This window comes from Winogradskyella sp. KYW1333 (genome assembly GCF_003335675.1).
GTDB lineage: Bacteria > Bacteroidota > Bacteroidia > Flavobacteriales > Flavobacteriaceae > Winogradskyella.
The window spans coordinates 50,284-67,160 of record NZ_QPHL01000014.1; the positions used below are offsets into that span (position 1 = coordinate 50,284).

Annotated in this window: 16 protein-coding genes and 1 pseudogene; 9 read left to right on the forward strand and 8 right to left on the reverse strand. The window is 32.8% G+C overall.

All coding sequences use genetic code 11. The features are described 5' to 3' along the window. Both DUZ96_RS04720 and DUZ96_RS04725 read right to left on the reverse strand, forming a co-directional pair. On the reverse strand, window positions 1–1,089 hold the full coding sequence (locus tag DUZ96_RS04720; protein WP_114300809.1) for an efflux RND transporter periplasmic adaptor subunit: 1,089 nt from the start codon (window positions 1,087–1,089) through the stop codon (window positions 1–3). 21 nt (window positions 1,090–1,110) lie between these two features. Next, the gene (locus DUZ96_RS04725; RefSeq protein WP_114300810.1) at window positions 1,111–3,453 is read right to left on the reverse strand and encodes a TolC family protein; all 2,343 of its coding nucleotides are present in this window, start codon (window positions 3,451–3,453) and stop codon (window positions 1,111–1,113) included. Between the two features lie 129 nt (window positions 3,454–3,582). Between DUZ96_RS04725 and pepT the strand changes: the two genes are divergently transcribed. The 3 genes and pseudogenes from pepT to DUZ96_RS13190 all read left to right on the forward strand — a co-directional run. Next, window positions 3,583–4,815 (forward strand): peptidase T, encoded by a 1,233-nt coding sequence (gene pepT / locus DUZ96_RS04730; RefSeq protein ID WP_114300811.1) that lies wholly within the window; start codon window positions 3,583–3,585, stop codon window positions 4,813–4,815. 45 nt (window positions 4,816–4,860) lie between these two features. Then, window positions 4,861–5,208, forward strand: coding sequence for a DUF1801 domain-containing protein (locus DUZ96_RS13185; protein WP_309484646.1), 348 nt, complete (start codon window positions 4,861–4,863; stop codon window positions 5,206–5,208). Between the two features lie 24 nt (window positions 5,209–5,232). Continuing rightward, a pseudogene (locus tag DUZ96_RS13190) lies at window positions 5,233–5,430 on the forward strand (YdeI/OmpD-associated family protein); the annotation flags it as partial. 51 nt (window positions 5,431–5,481) lie between these two features. Here the strand turns inward: DUZ96_RS13190 and yajC are convergent. From yajC to DUZ96_RS04755, 4 genes are all read right to left on the reverse strand, one after another. Next, window positions 5,482–5,775, reverse strand: coding sequence for a preprotein translocase subunit YajC (gene yajC, locus DUZ96_RS04740; RefSeq protein WP_114300812.1), 294 nt, complete (start codon window positions 5,773–5,775; stop codon window positions 5,482–5,484). Window positions 5,776–5,785: 10 nt separating this feature from the next. After that, window positions 5,786–6,328, reverse strand: coding sequence for a DUF1573 domain-containing protein (locus DUZ96_RS04745; protein ID WP_114300813.1), 543 nt, complete (start codon window positions 6,326–6,328; stop codon window positions 5,786–5,788). Window positions 6,329–6,437: 109 nt separating this feature from the next. Beyond that, entirely contained in the window at window positions 6,438–7,373 is a 936-nt protein-coding gene (nusB, locus tag DUZ96_RS04750; protein WP_258774319.1) for a transcription antitermination factor NusB, read from the reverse strand. Window positions 7,374–7,462: 89 nt separating this feature from the next. Beyond that, window positions 7,463–8,566, reverse strand: coding sequence for a Glu/Leu/Phe/Val dehydrogenase (locus DUZ96_RS04755; RefSeq protein WP_114300814.1), 1,104 nt, complete (start codon window positions 8,564–8,566; stop codon window positions 7,463–7,465). Between the two features lie 127 nt (window positions 8,567–8,693). Between DUZ96_RS04755 and DUZ96_RS04760 the strand changes: the two genes are divergently transcribed. The 3 genes from DUZ96_RS04760 (at window position 8,694) to DUZ96_RS04770 (ending at window position 13,499) form a co-directional block, all read left to right on the forward strand. Continuing rightward, window positions 8,694–10,451 (forward strand): ABC transporter ATP-binding protein, encoded by a 1,758-nt coding sequence (locus tag DUZ96_RS04760; protein ID WP_114300815.1) that lies wholly within the window; start codon window positions 8,694–8,696, stop codon window positions 10,449–10,451. Window positions 10,452–10,509: 58 nt separating this feature from the next. Then, on the forward strand, window positions 10,510–10,902 hold the full coding sequence (locus tag DUZ96_RS04765; RefSeq protein WP_114300816.1) for a PUR family DNA/RNA-binding protein: 393 nt from the start codon (window positions 10,510–10,512) through the stop codon (window positions 10,900–10,902). An 86-nt stretch (window positions 10,903–10,988) separates the two neighbouring features. Beyond that, window positions 10,989–13,499, forward strand: coding sequence for a M14 family metallopeptidase (locus DUZ96_RS04770; RefSeq protein WP_114300817.1), 2,511 nt, complete (start codon window positions 10,989–10,991; stop codon window positions 13,497–13,499). A gap of 30 nt (window positions 13,500–13,529) precedes the next feature. Here DUZ96_RS04770 and DUZ96_RS04775 read toward each other — a convergent pair whose 3' ends face one another. Beyond that, complete coding sequence (locus DUZ96_RS04775; protein ID WP_114300818.1) at window positions 13,530–13,865, reverse strand: tRNA-binding protein; 336 nt, start codon at window positions 13,863–13,865, stop codon at window positions 13,530–13,532. A 36-nt stretch (window positions 13,866–13,901) separates the two neighbouring features. On the opposite strand from DUZ96_RS04775, the gene DUZ96_RS04780 reads away from it, so the two are divergent. Beyond that, window positions 13,902–14,456, forward strand: a complete 555-nt coding sequence (locus tag DUZ96_RS04780) for a thioredoxin family protein (RefSeq protein WP_114300819.1) — start codon at window positions 13,902–13,904, stop codon at window positions 14,454–14,456. Continuing rightward, a complete protein-coding gene (locus DUZ96_RS04785; RefSeq protein ID WP_114300820.1) occupies window positions 14,453–14,974 on the forward strand; it encodes a GNAT family N-acetyltransferase in 522 nt (173 codons plus the stop codon). The genes DUZ96_RS04780 and DUZ96_RS04785 overlap by 4 nt, the downstream gene beginning before the upstream one ends. 76 nt (window positions 14,975–15,050) lie before the next feature. On the opposite strand, the gene DUZ96_RS04790 is transcribed toward DUZ96_RS04785, so the two are convergent. Continuing rightward, window positions 15,051–15,776, reverse strand: a complete 726-nt coding sequence (locus DUZ96_RS04790; protein WP_114300821.1) for an energy transducer TonB — start codon at window positions 15,774–15,776, stop codon at window positions 15,051–15,053. A 400-nt stretch (window positions 15,777–16,176) separates the two neighbouring features. On the opposite strand from DUZ96_RS04790, the gene DUZ96_RS04795 reads away from it, so the two are divergent. Continuing rightward, window positions 16,177–16,863, forward strand: a complete 687-nt coding sequence (locus DUZ96_RS04795) for a lysoplasmalogenase (protein WP_114300822.1) — start codon at window positions 16,177–16,179, stop codon at window positions 16,861–16,863. Window positions 16,864–16,877 lie beyond the last annotated feature (14 nt).

Sequence of the window (16,877 nt, forward strand, 5' to 3'; positions counted from 1 at the left end):
TTAATTAAGTTTAACTTCTTGTCCATCAAGGAGCGTTTGTAATCCTGCAGTAGCAATCTTTTGTCCAATTTGTAATCCAGATACCACTTCAAATCCTTCAGGAGTCAAATTACCAATGGTTATTGGTTGTTTGTTTACGGTTGTCATTTCATCAGATTCCTCAATTATAAAAACAAATCTACCATTACCATCTTCACCGACTGCATTAGCTGGGACAACCATTGTTTTTTTGTCTAGTGATTCAGAAACAAACTCAAAATTAACCGATGCTGCCATACCACTCTTGATGCGATCATCTCTATCTGTAACCATTACAGTTACAGGATAAGTCGACGTATTTTGATCAACTGCAGGTGCCACTTCTGTAACAACTGCATTGAAGTTTTCTTCTGGAATTGCTGTAAAAGATACCCTTACCTTCATGTCCTTCTTAACTGCATTGATCACAGATTCTGGTAAACCTAATGAAATCTCAATGGCACTACCCGCATTTAACACACCTATGGTTTGTCCTGGTGAGACATTTTCATCTACTTCTGCACTAACAGAAGCGATGACACCATCTTCTGGCGCATACAAGTATCCAAATCTTATTTGATCTTGCTGAATTGCAACACTACGTTTAGAAGATTCAAAGCTTGCAACAGCAGTTCTATAGGAGTTTTTTGCATCCTCATAATCGCTTAAAGATGAACTTCCTTTTTCATAGAGTGTTCTTACCCTGTTTAAAGCTAGTTTGGCAGTATTCATTTGAGACTCTGAACTATTTTTAGACTCTATTGCAGACTCATAATTTAATCTAGCAGAAACGTTATCCAAAGTTCCAAGCAAATCATTTTTTCTTACTTTTTGGCCTAATTTCATGTCTAGTTTTGTAACAATCCCACTACTTCTAAAACTAAGATTTATAATTTTTTCCGTTTTTGCGGTTCCACTAAAACTTCTAGATTTATCACCTCCAACATAACCGACTTCACTATATCTAACTGGCCTTAATACAACCTCTTCTTTAACTTCATTTTCTCCACAACTTAGTAGAAAACAAAATATAAAAAGGCTACTAACTTTAAAAATACGATTGATTATCATTGTTCTTTTCTTAATTTTTACTTAGTCTTCGTTATTATTTAAAAATTCCAAAAATCGTTGAGCAAATGCCTCACGTTCAGATTGATCTTGCAACAAAAAGAAAAGCCCAAGTGAACGCTCGAGTTGCATGGCACTCTGTAAATAGTTGTAAGTTGCATTTGCACTAGCCAATTGTGCTTGCAAATAGTTATTTTGGGCATCTAATAATTGTACAATATTAACTGCACCATTGGCATAAGAAGTCTGAGTTAAATCAAGCGCTTCTTTTGCTGTATCTTCAAAAAGTTTGGATAACTCTATATTTGAAATTTGATTAACGAGTTCTATAACAGAATCATTGATATTCTTTTCAATATTAAGTTCAATATTTTCTTTAGAAATTTCCAGTTGTTCCTTTTGAATCGAAGCAATTTGTTGGTTTAAATTTTGTTTGTTCTGATTAAATATTGGTATTGAGACATTTAATCCCAAGTTATAATAGCCTTCCGGTATTGAAGGAAAACCAGTTGGAAAATCTACGCCAGCACCCGATCTTGAAAACTCATAGTAGTATTGGCCTTGAAGGGCTACAGTAGGCAAAAATCGGCCCGCTCCATATAGACGTTCACTTCTTTCTGTGGCTTCAATATTGTATTGCAATGCCTTAAGTTCAGGTGCATTATATATTGCTTCTTGAACTAAAAAATCCACGAATGGTTTTCTTAAGGTTGGGTCATCTAAAAACTGTCCCAGTTGCTCATAATTATAATTACTGAAAATTCCCTTTTTCAACTCAGCTTCATCAACGTCAATATCTGTATCAATAGGGTTATTTAGTAGCTGATTCAAGGTATAATAGCCTTGTTCTAACTGATTTATTGCTTCTATCAGTTGTTGCGTGTTTTGAGCCATTTCTGAGCGAAATCTCAACACATCAGATTTACCAGACTGTCCAGCTTCATAATTTTCAGTAGCTATCCTTAGGTTATATTTTGTTAGTTCAAGATTCTTACTTTGAATAGCCAAATTTGACTTTAAAATTAAAGTGGTAAAATAGGCCGTCGCTACGTTTAAAATGACATTCAATGCTTCACTGTTATAATTTTCTTTCTGTGCTTCGCGCAAAGATTTCTGAATGCTAATATTGGCATTTGCTGATTCAGAGAATACAGTTTGTTGCAAAGTGACGTTACTAGAAGTAGTAATCTCTGGATTTTGACCATTACTTACAGTTGCTAATTCTGGATCTACATAAGAACCTGTGGCACCTGCAGAAACATTCGGTAAATAATCACTTTTTGCAATTTGTACATCCTTTTCTGTAAGGGTAATATCTCTACTCAAGGTTTGCAAATCCAAGTTCTTGGCAATTGCTTCTTGCAAAACACCTACAAGGTTATAGTTTTTCTCAGCAACTTTGAGCTTAGGATCACCAATAAAAGTAGTTGTAGCTATTAAACTATATTTAATTGGTAAATCGATTTTTTGTGCAGTATTGTAATTAATTGTAAGACTAAGTTTAGAATCTATTTTGGTACCCACACCAGAAAGTTCATCACCAGTAACAATAGATTCTATGGTCAAGGCAATTTTTCTAAAAAACTGATTCAGGCCTGACTGATCATAGTTACTTGCTAAGATTCCATTCTTTACATCCTTTTCTGGATTAGCAGAAAACGAAGGAATTTTTCGTTCAATTAATTCTTTCGCCAAATTTGCAATCTCTTCATCTGACAAATAAAATCCTCCAGCGAGATAAAGACCACCTAATCCATCTAACTGTAAAATAATATCATTTAATGACGTGAAAGGAAGTAATTTTATTTCTATACCTAACTCCTCACCTATCTTTATAAAAGTATCTTCAATTCTTAAATCGTCTACAAATGGTTGTTCAACTGCTATTCCAATCTTTTCGGGTTTTGCTAATTCCTTAAATACACTTAAATCCTTTTTAAAAGAATGAGTTGTAGTAATTGAAATGAAATTTGGTATCTCATTTAGTGTTTCTTCATTGGCTATCAATTCTTCACTTAAAGTTCCAAAAACAATGGTTGGTTTGGGAAACGAACTGTTCCTTGTTATAATTAAGTTGTTGATTTTTCCAAATGCTACAATTATATCCGCGTCATTATTAATTAGTTGATTATAATTAATTATTGCCTGATCTGTACTAAAGTTATTTACAAGCCTATATTCCGTTGGAAATTCCATAATTGCATCTTCACCAACTACTGCAGAAATCTCACTTGAAAGATCATCCAAAAGAGCTTCGATTTCAACAGAAGATTTTTCCAACAGGTAACCAATTTTGTATGTCTTTGATTGTGAATATGCATTTATGGTCACAAAAAATGCAAATAAAATAACGAAGTAATTACGCATTGGTTGATTATTTGGCGATAAAAAATTAAAAGTAAAAAAATTTATCTAGTAAATAATTAATTATTAACAAATTTAATTCTCTTTAATCTTTATTAGGTTTTGTTATTATTTTTGATAAAAACAATAAACATGCAACATATTATAAAGCGATTTATAAGTTACATAACGATAGATACAGAATCAGATCCAAATTCTAACACAACACCAAGTACAAAAAAGCAATGGGATTTAGCAAACAAACTTATTGAGGAGTTAAAAGCCATTGGTATGAGCGATATAACTATAGATGAAAATGCCTATATCATGGCTACCCTGCCAAGCAACGTAGATTTTGACGTACCTACCATTGGTTTTATTTCGCATTTTGATACTTCACCAGACTTTACAGGAGCTAATGTTAAACCACAAATAATTGAAAACTACGATGGTAAAGACATTGTTCTCAATAAAGAACAGGACATTATTTTATCCCCAAGTTATTTCGAAGATTTATTATTATATAAAGGTAAAACTCTGATAACAACAGATGGCACAACACTTCTTGGAGCTGACGATAAAGCAGGAATCACGGAAATAGTCACCGCAATGGAGTATCTTATAAACAATCCACATATTAAACATGGTAAAATTAGGGTTGGATTTACTCCTGATGAAGAAATAGGGAGAGGCGCTCATAAATTTGACGTTGATAAATTTGGTGCGGATTGGGCTTATACTATGGATGGTAGCCAGATTGGAGAATTAGAATACGAAAATTTTAATGCTGCTGGTGCAGTTATAAAGGCTAAAGGAAAAATTGTTCATCCAGGATATGCAAAAGGAAAAATGATAAATTCAATGTATTATGCTACTGAATTTATAAATTCATTACCAAGATTAGAAACACCAGAACATACTGAAGGATACCAAGGCTTTTTTCATTTGACAAAAATTGAAGGAAAGGTTGAAGAAACATCACTTCAATATATAATCAGGGATCATGACAAAGAAAAGTTTGAAGCGCGTAAATCTTTAATGGAGAAAATAGTGAACGATTTAAACAAAAAATTTGAATCTGACATTTTTTCAATTGAATTAAAAGATCAGTACTTTAATATGAAAGAAAAAGTAGAACCAGTGATGCATATTGTAGATATTGCTGAAGAAGCAATGAAATCCTTAGGCATTAAACCTTTAATAAAACCTATTAGAGGTGGAACCGACGGTTCTCAACTATCCTATATGGGATTACCATGCCCAAACATATTTGCAGGAGGACACAATTTTCATGGACGTTATGAATATGTGCCAGTAGAAAGTATTCAGAAGGCGGTTGAAGTTATTTGTAAAATAGCTGAATTAACAGCCACAAAATATAGCTAAAGAATAATTCTCAAAACGAAAAAAATCTATTCAGTTGAAGAATACATTGAGGAAAACTCTCATTATGGTGAAGAACTTAAATTAATTAGATCTATTATTAGCAAAACAGAGCTGGTTGAAACAATTAAGTGGAGTGCACCTACTTATACACTAAATAGAAAGAATGTGGTTGGTTTTAGCGCCTCTAAAAACCACTTTGGTCTTTGGTTTTTTAATGGTGTGTTTTTAAAGGACAAACATAATCTATTAATAAATGCTCAAGAGAATAATACTATAGCATTAAGGCAAATGCGCTTTACGCATAAAGATCAAATCAATGAAGCTACTTTATTAGAGTACATTAAAGAAGCAACTGAAAATCAGCTCTTGGGAAAAGAAATTAAACCTACCTGAAATACAAAACCAGTAAAAGTACCAGCAAAATTAGAACATGTTTTTAGAGACAATAAAGATGTTAGCAATGCATTTAAAGCATTAACTCTTAGGAAACAACGCCAGTATTGCGATTATATCTCAAGCGCAAAACGGGAGGTCACCAAACTTTCACGTATTGAAAAAATATTACCGTTGATTTTAAAGGGTGTAGGCCTTAATGACAAATACAAAAACTGCTAATAAAAAAACCCGCTGTAAAAGCGGGGTTTTTTATATCTTAATTACAAACTGTTATTTCTTAGCAACAGCAGTTGTATTTAGTTTTTTACTCATTTCCATAGAAATCGCAGAGCGATCAAACTTAATCTTACCTGCAAGTGTTTCTATAACACAGCTATTGTCTTTATCGTTCAGATCAACAACTTTACCATGCATGCCACTTTTGGTAATAACACGATCACCGCGTTTTAATTCGCTCGCAAATTTCTTTTCTTGTTTTGCACGTTTCATTTGTGGCGCAATCATAAAGAAATACATCACAGCAAAAATTGCAATAAATGGTAAAAAAGATCCTAATCCTTCCATTAATAAATATTTAGTCGTGGTTATGGCCTTCGTGTCCAGGTTGAGTCGATGTCTTAGTTGTAGATAAAGGATTGATGCTTGCTTTTCCAGCTGCTTGAACTGGTGCGTTTGGATCCTTTTGAACCATCGCAGTAATTTTTACAATTTCTTTACCTTTTTCTGTGTTTGTAGTCATTGTTAACGACTTAGAAACTTTTCCATTTCCCTTACCATTGAACTTTACAGTAAATTGACCTGATTCTCCTGGTGCAACTTCTTTTGTCCAGTTATTTGGTACTGTACATCCACAAGTGCTTTTAATATTACTTACAACCAACATTGAGTTACCAGTATTTGTATAATTGAATACGGTCTCTACAGGAGTACCATCCATAATAGTACCAAAGTCGTGTGTAGTTTTGTCTAATGCAATTACAGGGAAATTACCTGCGTTAGCATCTCTTTTTGCCGCTACGGCAACGTTTTCTGATTTTACTTTACTTGCTGCATCTTCTTTACAAGATGTAAAGACTACCATACATAATGCGCTAAGTCCTAAGATTACTTTTTTCATCACTTTATTATTTAAATTTATGATTCTTTGTGGGTTGCGAAGTTAATAATTATTTCAACCAATTAAAATTTTTAAAGGTGCTTCTGGATTTTTTGTAAGAATATACGCTTTACCTCAAACCACGCCCAGACTTTGGATGCAAATTGTTTGTTTGATATTCTTTAACGATTTTATCTAAAATACCATTGATAAATAAACTACTTTTTGGTGTAGAATATTCTTTTGCAATCTCTAAATATTCATTAATAGTTACTTTCTGAGGAATTGAAGGGAATTTCTGAAATTCGCAAATCGCCATTTTAAGAAGCACACCGTCTAAACTTGCTAACCGCTCTGAATCCCAATTCGTGGTCTTCTTGGCAATTTCTTCACTAAAACTAGATGTATTCAATAATGTTTTTCTCAGTAGGTCTGTTGCAAATTTTTTATCGTCCATATCCTTGTAAAGCTCAGGTAATAAAGCCGTTTCAGAAGCATTGAGTTTTAATTTTCTAAATATTTTAATCAAGGATGTATTGACTACAGGTAAGTCATCTACCCAAGTCAAACGCTTATCTTCAAAATAGTCGTAAAGCTTATCGTTTGGAGCAATAATTTCTGAATATATGTCTAATACAAACTGCTTATCATTATTAAAATCATTGCCAGAATATTCACTGTAAATCTTACTTTTCAGAATTAACTTAAAAAGTATATCCACATATTCTGAATCCAAATCCCAAAAGTCTAATTTCTTTTTAGTTATAGTTTGTTGCAATAATGTATTGCCACTAATTAATTCTAAGAATTGGTTATTGGCAAAATTAGAACTGTTTTCCACGCCATCTTCTGTGGCTAAATGTATGTTCTGAAGTTTTTTGTGATAATCCTTGCTCTTCTTGTGTATTGCTGTGAGCAGAGCTAAAATTGATAAATACAAGTCGTACATGCTATCTATACTATGAAGTAAAAACTTTTCATCTTTTGTAAGATCATCACTTTCAGTACCATTAAAAGCGTACAATGATTGCATTACTTTAATTCTGATGTGTCTTCTGTTTAGCATGTTTAAGAACTTCTTATATGGTGTTTAAAAAAGGTGAACCATCTTGTGATTCACCTTGCAAAAATACTATTATTTAATTCTGAAAAAAATTATTTAGAATTTTCTCGTTTTCTAGTTTCAATACGCTCACTTGCTATTTTGTAAGCCGCTTCAAAAGTGGTAAGATTATTTGCTTTAGCACTATCTAAAATCTCAAGAGTGGTATTATAAATATTCTCGGTTTTTCTTATTATTTCTTGCTTGTCATAGTCTTCTAACTCCGCATAAACATTTATAATTCCACCTGCATTAATTAAAAAATCAGGAGCATATACAATACCTCTATCTTGTAATATTCTGCCGTGTTTAGTTTCTTCGACCAGTTGATTATTTGCCGCACCTGCAATAATATCTGCCTTTAATCTATAAATAGTTTCGTCATTAACAGTAGCTCCAAGCGCACATGGTGCATAGATATCCATTTCTTCGTTATACAAATCATCACCTTCATAAATAGAAGCGTGATATTTATTACTTACAAATTCTAATTGCTCCTTATTTATGTCAGTAATATATACATCTGCACCTTCATTAACCAAATGTTCAACCAAAGCTTCGCCTACACTACCTATACCTTGAACAAATACTTTTTTGTCTTCGAGTATATTAGAACCGTACTTAAATTGAGCTGCCGCCTTCATTCCCATAAATACGCCATAGGCAGTTATTGGAGATGGGCTACCAGCACCACCTTTACTTTCAGATATTCCAGTAACATAAGGTGTAACTTCCCTTACAATATCCATATCCTCAGTATGCATTCCTACATCTTCTGCTGTAATGTATTTGCCATTTAGTGAATGTACAAACTCACCAAATCGTTTCATTAATTCAGGTGTTTTTTGTATTTTGGAATCACCAATAATAACTGCCTTTCCACCACCTAGGTTCAATCCTGTAATTGCAGATTTAAATGTCATGCCACGGGAGAGACGTAACACATCATTTAATGCTTCCCACTCATTCTTATATGGTAACATTCTGGTACCACCTAATGCAGGTCCTAAAACGGTATTATGAATACCAATTATAGCTTTTAAACCAGTATCTTTGTCATTGCAAAAGACAATTTGCTCGTGATTATCAAAAGATGCTTGACCAAAAACCGGATCGACTTTTGACAAATCTTTCGAGTCCATAACTGCTGAAGTCATATTGAGATTTTAGGATATTAAAAATTGTTTAAAAACAACGTGCAAATTTAAATCAATACTAGAGGATTAGCAAAATATTAACGATTAAATAGGATTATCGTAATACTTTTGACCGACCAAATGCAACATGAAAGCACTAAAGCATCTTAATAAGTATTTTTTTAAGTACAGATATCGATTAATCATTGGTATAAGTATTACCATTCTAGCTAAAATTTTTGCACTCTTTACGCCTAGATTAGTAGGCGCTTCAATTAACGTAGTTTCTGATAGATTTTATGGTAAAATATCTTATGAAGTTTTTAAGTCTGAATTGATAACAAATATTCTTTTTTTAGTTGGTGCAGCAGTTATTGCAGGAATCTTCACGTTTCTAATGCGTCAAACCATTATTAATGTATCGAGATATATTGAGTATGATTTGAAGAACGAAATATATCAGCATTATCAAGTGCTTTCTCTCAACTTTTACAAGTCAAATAGAACAGGTGATTTAATGAATCGTATAAGTGAAGATGTCGGTAAAGTACGCATGTATGTTGGGCCAGCTATTATGTACACCATGAATACTATTACCTTGTTTTGTGTGGCATTAATATATATGGTTAGTACCGCGCCTAAATTAACAATGTACACGCTACTACCCTTACCGATATTATCATTTTCAATATATAAATTGAGTCGGCTTATAAACAAGAGAAGTACAATTGTACAAGAATCTTTGTCTACACTTTCAACCTATTCTCAAGAAACTTTTAGCGGTATATCAGTAATTAAATCTTATGGGATCGAAACCAGAACGAATACTGAATTTGAAGGGCTTTCTTCAGAAAACAGACAAAAACAAATCAATTTAACCAAGGTACAAGCTTTGTTTTTCCCTTTGATGATCTTATTAATTGGCCTTAGTAATTTAATAGTAATCTATATTGGAGGATTGCAATATATGAATGGTGAAATAGAAAATATTGGTACTATTGCAGAATTTATTATTTACGTAAATATGCTCACTTGGCCTGTTGCAACCGTTGGATGGGTAACCTCATTAGTACAGCAAGCCGAAGCCTCTCAAGAACGTATCAATGAGTTTTTGAAAACCGAACCAGATATAAAGAATTTTGCAGATACACCAACAGCTATTAAAGGTGATATTGAATTTAAAAATGTCTCATTTGTTTATCCAGATACAAATATTGAAGCACTTAAAGGAATTAGTTTTAAGATTGATTCTGGTAAAACTTTAGCTATACTGGGTAAAACAGGTTCTGGTAAATCCACCATATTAGACTTAATAGGTAGATTATATGATGTTGATAATGGCAATATTATAATTGATGGCAAATCAATAAAAGAAGTCCACCTCAATAGCCTAAGAGAAAGTATTGGGTGCGTACCACAAGACGCATTTTTATTTTCAGATACTATAAAAAATAATATTAAGTTCGGTAAAGAGGATGCCACAGATGAAGAAGTGATTGAAGCTGCAAAAAATGCACGAGTTCATCGAAACATAATAGGATTTAAAAAAGGTTACGATACCATACTTGGGGAACGTGGTATAACCTTATCTGGTGGACAAAAACAAAGGGTTTCCATAGCGAGAGCAATTATTAAAAAACCAGATATATTATTATTTGATGATTGTCTTTCTGCGGTAGATACCGAGACTGAAGAAAAAATTCTCAAAAATTTGGTAAAACTGACTAAGGACAAAACTACTATAATTGTTAGCCATAGAGTTTCTTCTGCTAAAAATGCGGATACCATTATCGTATTAGAACATGGTAAGGTTATTCAGAAAGGAAACCATGAATCCTTAGTAAACACAGACGGCTATTATAAGGAGCTCTACACAAAACAACTCTCCGAAAAAGAAATGCATTAAATTATTTGTTAGTTTACATTTTTTTTAGATTTTTGGATAGAATTTAAACAAACGATATATGAGTGATTATGGAATGATGGACAAAGAAGAAATATTCTCTAAAGTGCTACGCGCTGGTAGACGTACATATTTCTTTGATGTAAGAGCTACTAAAGCTGGAGACTATTATTTAACAGTTACGGAAAGTAAAAAATTCACTAATGATGATGGTTCATTTCATTATAAAAAACACAAAATCTATCTCTACAAGGAAGACTTTGCTGAGTTTAGAGATATTTTAGGTGAAATGACGGATTACATCATTAATGAAAAAGGGGAAGAAGTAATTAGCGAAAGACACCAAAAAGATTACAAAAGAGAAGATGACTTCGTTCAGCAGGAAGCCAAAACTCCTCTAGATACTGAACCAACTACCGAAAGTTTTACAGATATCAGTTTTGACGATATATAGTAGACACTTTTGTTAAATTAAAATAAAAAACCGTTACGTTGCGTAACGGTTTTTTTATTTTTATAACCTAACTAACTTAAATTATTATGCTACGAAGTATTTTATTGTTCTTCTTAACTACTACCCTACTTTTCTCACAGTCCCAGACCGATTCATCTTACTATTTACCACAAAATGTCACATACAACCCTAGTATACCAACACCTCAGAGTATAGTTGGTCATAATATTGGAGAATGGCACATAACGCACGATAAATTGGTACAATATATGTATGCCCTTGCTGATGCCTCAAATAGAATAACTATTGAAAATAGAGGGGAGACTTTTGAAGGCAGGCCGTTACTCTTACTTACAATAACATCTCCAAAAAATCATAGCAATATTGAGCAGATACAACAAGAGCATTTAAATGCAACTGAATCTAACAATACAGATACCCAAAACAGACCAATAGTTGTTTACCAAGGGTTTTCGATACATGGTAATGAACCTAGTGGTTCAAATGCATCACTTTTAGCAGGATATTATTTGGCCGCAGCAGAAGGTCCAGAAATAAATGAGTTACTTGACAATGTGGTTATATTATTTGACCCATCTTATAACCCTGATGGATTACAACGCTTTGCTTATTGGGCAAATACAAATAGGAATATGAATCTAAATCCAGACCCAAATGATAGAGAATATTCTGAAGTTTGGCCTGGTGGACGTACCAATCATTATTGGTTTGATATGAACAGAGATTGGCTACCAGTGCAGTTACCAGAGTCTAGAGCACGTATCAATACATTTCACAACTGGTTACCAAACATTTTAACAGATCACCATGAAATGGGTACAAACGCTACTTTTTTCTTTCAACCTGGTATACCATCTAGAACACATCCTTTAACACCAAAATTAAATCAAGAGTTAACTAAGGAGATTGGCACCTATCACGCTAAAGCATTAGATAATATTGGTTCCTTATACTACTCTGAAGAAAGTTTTGATGACTTTTATTATGGTAAAGGTTCTACTTTCCCAGATATTAATGGTAGTATAGGAATTCTATTTGAACAGGCAAGTTCCCGAGGGCATGTGCAAGAGAGCGATAATGGTATTCTTACATTTCCGTTTACGATTCGCAATCAATTCACTACAGCATTGTCAACTTTAGAGGCAGCTAAGAATATGCGAAAGGACATTTTGCAATATCAACACAACTTTTACAAAAACGCTAGGAATGAAGCCAAAAAGCAAGGTAACAAGGCCATTGTTTTTGGAAATTTTAAAGATGCGGCTAGAACATATCATTTAGCAGAAATTCTAAAAAGACATAAAATCAAATTTCATAATTTGAAAACTGATTTTTCTGAAGACGGTAAATCATTCAAAAAAGGTAATGCGTTTATAGTACCTAAAAATCAAAAAAACACAAGGTTGATAAATGCTATGTTTGAGAAACGCACCACATTTCAAGATAGTTTATTTTACGATATATCGGCATGGACCTTTCCACTTGCGTTCAATTTAGATTATGCCGAGACTACAACTGCAAATGCAGGTGATGTTGTAACTGACTTTAAATTAAACACAGGTGGTGTAACTTCAAAAAGTGAATATGCTTATTTGTTTGAATGGCATGAATATTACACGCCTAAACTGCTTAACGCCTTACTTAAAAAAGAAATTAGAGCTAAAGTTGGTATGAAGCGATTTAATGCAAATGGTAAGTTCTATGATTATGGCACAATATTAATTCCAGCTAAAAATCAAAATATTAGTACTTCAGAACTGTATACAACTTTAAATGATTTAGCACAAGAAAGCCATATAACTATTGATGCAGTATCAACTGGTCAGAACAAAGGTGTAGATCTTGGTAGCCGCAACTTTAGGACAGTAGAGGTGCCAAAAGTTGCTTTATTAGTTGGTGATGGAATGACCTCTTATGATGCAGGTGAAATTTGGCATTTGTTAGATACACGATATGATATTGTTGCAACAAAAGTCGATACCAGAAATTTAGGTAGAGTTGATTTGAATAGATATAATACCATTATTATGGTAAATTCTAACTCAGGGTTAAGTGAAAGTAACACCAAAAAAATGAAGTCTTGGATTGAAAATGGCGGCACACTTGTAGCATATCGAAATGCACTTCGCTGGATCAATAGTAAGGAATTAATGAAAATTAATTTCAAAAAACGAAATAATTTGAAAGCGAAGACTATCAGTTTTGAGCAACGTAGTGATTTTAGAGGTGCTCAAGTCATTGGTGGTGCCATCTTTAACACAAGTATTGATAGATCGCATCCGATTAATTTTGGAGTGACAAGTGATGAATTGCCAATGTTTAGAAACACAACATTGTTTATCAATGCAGATAAAAACAGTTATAACAATCCTATTCAATACACTAAAACCCCTTTGCTAAGTGGTTATATTTCTGAAGAAAATCTAGATAGTTTAAGCCTGAGCGTACCTTTAAAAATTGGCAGATTAGGGCGTGGAAAAATTATTGGTTTCACGGATAATACAAACTTTAGAGCATTTTGGTATGGTACTAATAGGCTTCTAATGAATGCCATTTTCTTTAGGGATGAGATGTAAGGATACATTTATGCTTTAGGAATAATATGTCTAAGATACTTGAGCTCCATTTTTAACCTTGGTTTCAGGATGCAAAAGAAAAACATCATTTTCCTTCACTGCTCCCATAACTAAGCACTCGCTCATGAAATTTGCAATTTGTTTTGTTGGAAAATTGACAACAGCTACAATCTGTCTATTAAGTAAATTTTCTTTTTTGTAAAGAGTTGTGATTTGTGCTGAAGACTTTTTAAAACCAAGATCACCAAAATCAATTGTGAGCTGATAAGCAGCTTTGCGTGCATTTGGAAAATCATTAACCTCAGTTATAGTACCAACCCTTAAATCTACCTTTGTAAAGTCTTCAAATGTTATTATCTTATCCATTCACTAAAATTACTAAATAAAACTAAAAAAAATACAATGGCTTTAACACCTTCTAATATGCTACCATTAGGCACAAAAGCACCTGAATTTTCTCTGATTGACACAAAGGACAACAAAATTAAATCCTTGCAAGATTTAAAGGGAAAAGCAGGAACTTTAGTTATGTTTATCTGCAACCACTGTCCTTTTGTAATTCATGTAAATAAAGAACTTGTGAGGCTTACAATTGATTATAAGTCAAAAGGTATAAACTGTATTGCTATTTCAAGTAATGATGTTATCAATTATCCTCAAGATGGTCCAGACCAAATGAAGCAACATGCCAAAGATAACCACTACCCTTTTCCATATTTATATGACGAAACACAAGATATAGCAAAAGCCTATGACGCTGCGTGTACACCTGATTTCTTTTTATTTAATAGTGATTTAAATCTCGTTTACACTGGCCAGTTGGATGGTTCTAGACCAGGAAATGAAGTTCCTGTTACTGGCGAAGATCTCAGGAGTGCTATTGATGGACTAGTTAATAATTCACCGATAAATCAGAATCAAAAACCAAGTATGGGCTGTAATATTAAGTGGAAATGAGTTATTTAATAGAAACTGAACGCCTTTACTTAAGGCGTCTAACAGAATCGGATACAACCGATTTATTTGAATTAGATTCTAATCCTAAGGTCCATAAACATTTAGGAAACAACCCTGTAAAATCATTAGAAGAAAGCCAAAATCAAATTAAAAATGTATTGAAGCAATACGAGGAATTTGGTATTGGAAGATTAGCAATAATAAATAAAGAAACTAAAGAATTTATTGGATGGTCTGGTATAAAATTTGAAAGGGAACTGCGGACAGAGTTTGATTATTACGATTTGGGATACAGGCTCAAGGAAATATATTGGGGACATGGTTATGCTACAGAAGCCGCAATCGGATCTCTTGAGTATGGTTTTAATGAATTAAGGCTAAATGAAATAAATGCTTGTGCTGATGTTAATCATGTGGTATCCAATAAAATTTTAAAAAAAATAGGATTTATTCCTGATGGAAACTTCACTTTTGAAGGTTCACTGATCAATTGGTTTTTTCTAAAAAACAAAGCATAACACACAACAAAACTCCTTTTTCAAGGGATTTCATCATCAATCAAATTATTCTAAACCAAGTGTGTTATAATTTAGTTTATTGTTGTTGTAATTTAAAGTTAATTGGTATACTGTATGGCACGCCAACTTGTTTATTACGCTGTTTTCCTGGTTGCATATTAGGTAGTAGTCCTATAATTCTTTCTGCTTCAGTTTCTAATAACTTATCCGGACCTCTACTTCTTATTTTAGTAACCTTACCATTTTTATCAATTAGGAAGAATACAAATACTTTACCTTGAATATTTAGTTCTGAAGCTACTACAGGATATCTAAAGTTTTTATGTAGGTGTTCTTGCATTTTTTTCTGGAAACACGCCTTTAATTCTGCATTACTTCCTTTACACCCCGGGAATACAGGAACTTTCTCAATAACTGCGAAAGGTACTTCTATATCTTCTTCAATTTCTTCTACCTCAACCTCTTCTACTGCAACAACATCCTCAATAATGTCATCCAGTCCAATTTCTGTACTTTCCACCACAGTTTCCTCAATATCTTCAACGTCCTCTACCACAGTAATAGATTCTGAAACTACTGTTTTTGGTGGAGGTGGTGGAGGTGGAATATTGATAGTGGTAATTGGAATTTCTTCTTCTAACTGTTCTGTTAACATTAAGATATCAATCTTTGTACTAGATTTATCGTAAGTCTTATGTTCTAGTCCTAAATAAGTAAGAACTAACATTACGTTTAAGCCAACAGCAAAATATAAACTGCTGTTTCGACCTACATTGGCTTTTGGGTTCTTTTTGAGTTCCATGACGTTTAATTTAATACCATAAAGTTAATCATCATATGGCGTAAGAATTATGACAAAAGTCATATTTGAAACTGAAGACTCATATTAACAATTTAAAGATTGTCTAATTGATTATCTGTACCATCTTCACTAATAGTCAAAAAGAACCCTACAAAGAAGAATTGATCTGTAGCTGGTTTAAGTGCCATTCTATCTGGTAGTTTGCTCATAAATAATACTTCCGAAAAGGAAAGTTATTAAAGTGATTAGCGTTTTCATTGATTGATTGATTTATACTGTTCGTTTTTGATTGTGATACAAAATTGAGGCATTTTTATGTGTTTCTTAATTCATATTAACCGAACTGTTATAAAAGGAGGATGAATTGAATATCTTTGGCACAAGAATCTAAATAAAACCCATGCTAACAAGTACAGAAAGGCAGTTTACTATACTATTCTTTATTATAGTTTTATTTGAATTAATTACTGGTTCAGTGCCAGAATTAGCATTGGCACACTATTTAGCGAAACCAGCTATTGTAATTAGCCTAATGGTCTTGTTCATTAATAGTTCGCACAAGCTATCAAGTGGCATAAGAAAAACAACCTTGTTAGCACTAGGGTTTTCTTTATTAGGTGATATTTTATTGATGTTTGTTAATCAAAGTACTCACTTTTTTACATTAGGTTTAATTGCATTTTTGTTGGCACATATAATGTATATTATCGTTTTTCTTAAGCACAGAAATAATAAAAGATCACCAATAGGTTTTTTACTACTACTTATCATTTATGCAAGTGGTTTATTCTTTTTCCTCAAAGATGGTTTAGGTGAAATGTTTATACCTGTTATATTTTATATAGTGATTATTCTTAGTATGGCAGCTACTGCATTTCTTAGAAAATCAATGGTTTCAAATTTGAGTTATTTACTAGTGCTCATAGGTGCAATTGTATTTATTTTTTCAGATAGTTCGTTGGCCATCAATAAGTTCCATAAAGAATTACCATTTGCTAATATTATTGTGATGCTCACTTATGCTATTGCACAATATTTAATTGTACTAGGAATTTTAAAAATAAATGTAACAAACACCAAGGTATAACTACTAATGGTGTA

Bases quoted from the DNA above. Each gene is read 5' to 3' on its own strand.
- DUZ96_RS04765 (WP_114300816.1), top strand. From the start codon at position 10,510: ATGAGTGATTATGGAATGATGGACAAAGAAGAAATATTCTCTAAAGTG.
- DUZ96_RS04760 (WP_114300815.1), top strand. From the start codon at position 8,694: ATGAAAGCACTAAAGCATCTTAATAAGTATTTTTTTAAGTACAGATAT.
- DUZ96_RS04775 (WP_114300818.1), bottom strand. From the start codon at position 13,865: ATGGATAAGATAATAACATTTGAAGACTTTACAAAGGTAGATTTAAGG.
- yajC (WP_114300812.1), bottom strand. From the start codon at position 5,775: ATGGAAGGATTAGGATCTTTTTTACCATTTATTGCAATTTTTGCTGTG.
- DUZ96_RS04720 (WP_114300809.1), bottom strand. From the start codon at position 1,089: ATGATAATCAATCGTATTTTTAAAGTTAGTAGCCTTTTTATATTTTGT.
- DUZ96_RS04795 (WP_114300822.1), top strand. From the start codon at position 16,177: ATGCTAACAAGTACAGAAAGGCAGTTTACTATACTATTCTTTATTATA.
- DUZ96_RS04755 (WP_114300814.1), bottom strand. From the start codon at position 8,566: ATGACTTCAGCAGTTATGGACTCGAAAGATTTGTCAAAAGTCGATCCG.
- DUZ96_RS04785 (WP_114300820.1), top strand. From the start codon at position 14,453: ATGAGTTATTTAATAGAAACTGAACGCCTTTACTTAAGGCGTCTAACA.
- DUZ96_RS04725 (WP_114300810.1), bottom strand. From the start codon at position 3,453: ATGCGTAATTACTTCGTTATTTTATTTGCATTTTTTGTGACCATAAAT.
- DUZ96_RS04745 (WP_114300813.1), bottom strand. From the start codon at position 6,328: ATGAAAAAAGTAATCTTAGGACTTAGCGCATTATGTATGGTAGTCTTT.
- DUZ96_RS04770 (WP_114300817.1), top strand. From the start codon at position 10,989: ATGCTACGAAGTATTTTATTGTTCTTCTTAACTACTACCCTACTTTTC.
- DUZ96_RS04790 (WP_114300821.1), bottom strand. From the start codon at position 15,776: ATGGAACTCAAAAAGAACCCAAAAGCCAATGTAGGTCGAAACAGCAGT.
- DUZ96_RS04780 (WP_114300819.1), top strand. From the start codon at position 13,902: ATGGCTTTAACACCTTCTAATATGCTACCATTAGGCACAAAAGCACCT.
- nusB (WP_258774319.1), bottom strand. From the start codon at position 7,373: ATGCTAAACAGAAGACACATCAGAATTAAAGTAATGCAATCATTGTAC.
- pepT (WP_114300811.1), top strand. From the start codon at position 3,583: ATGCAACATATTATAAAGCGATTTATAAGTTACATAACGATAGATACA.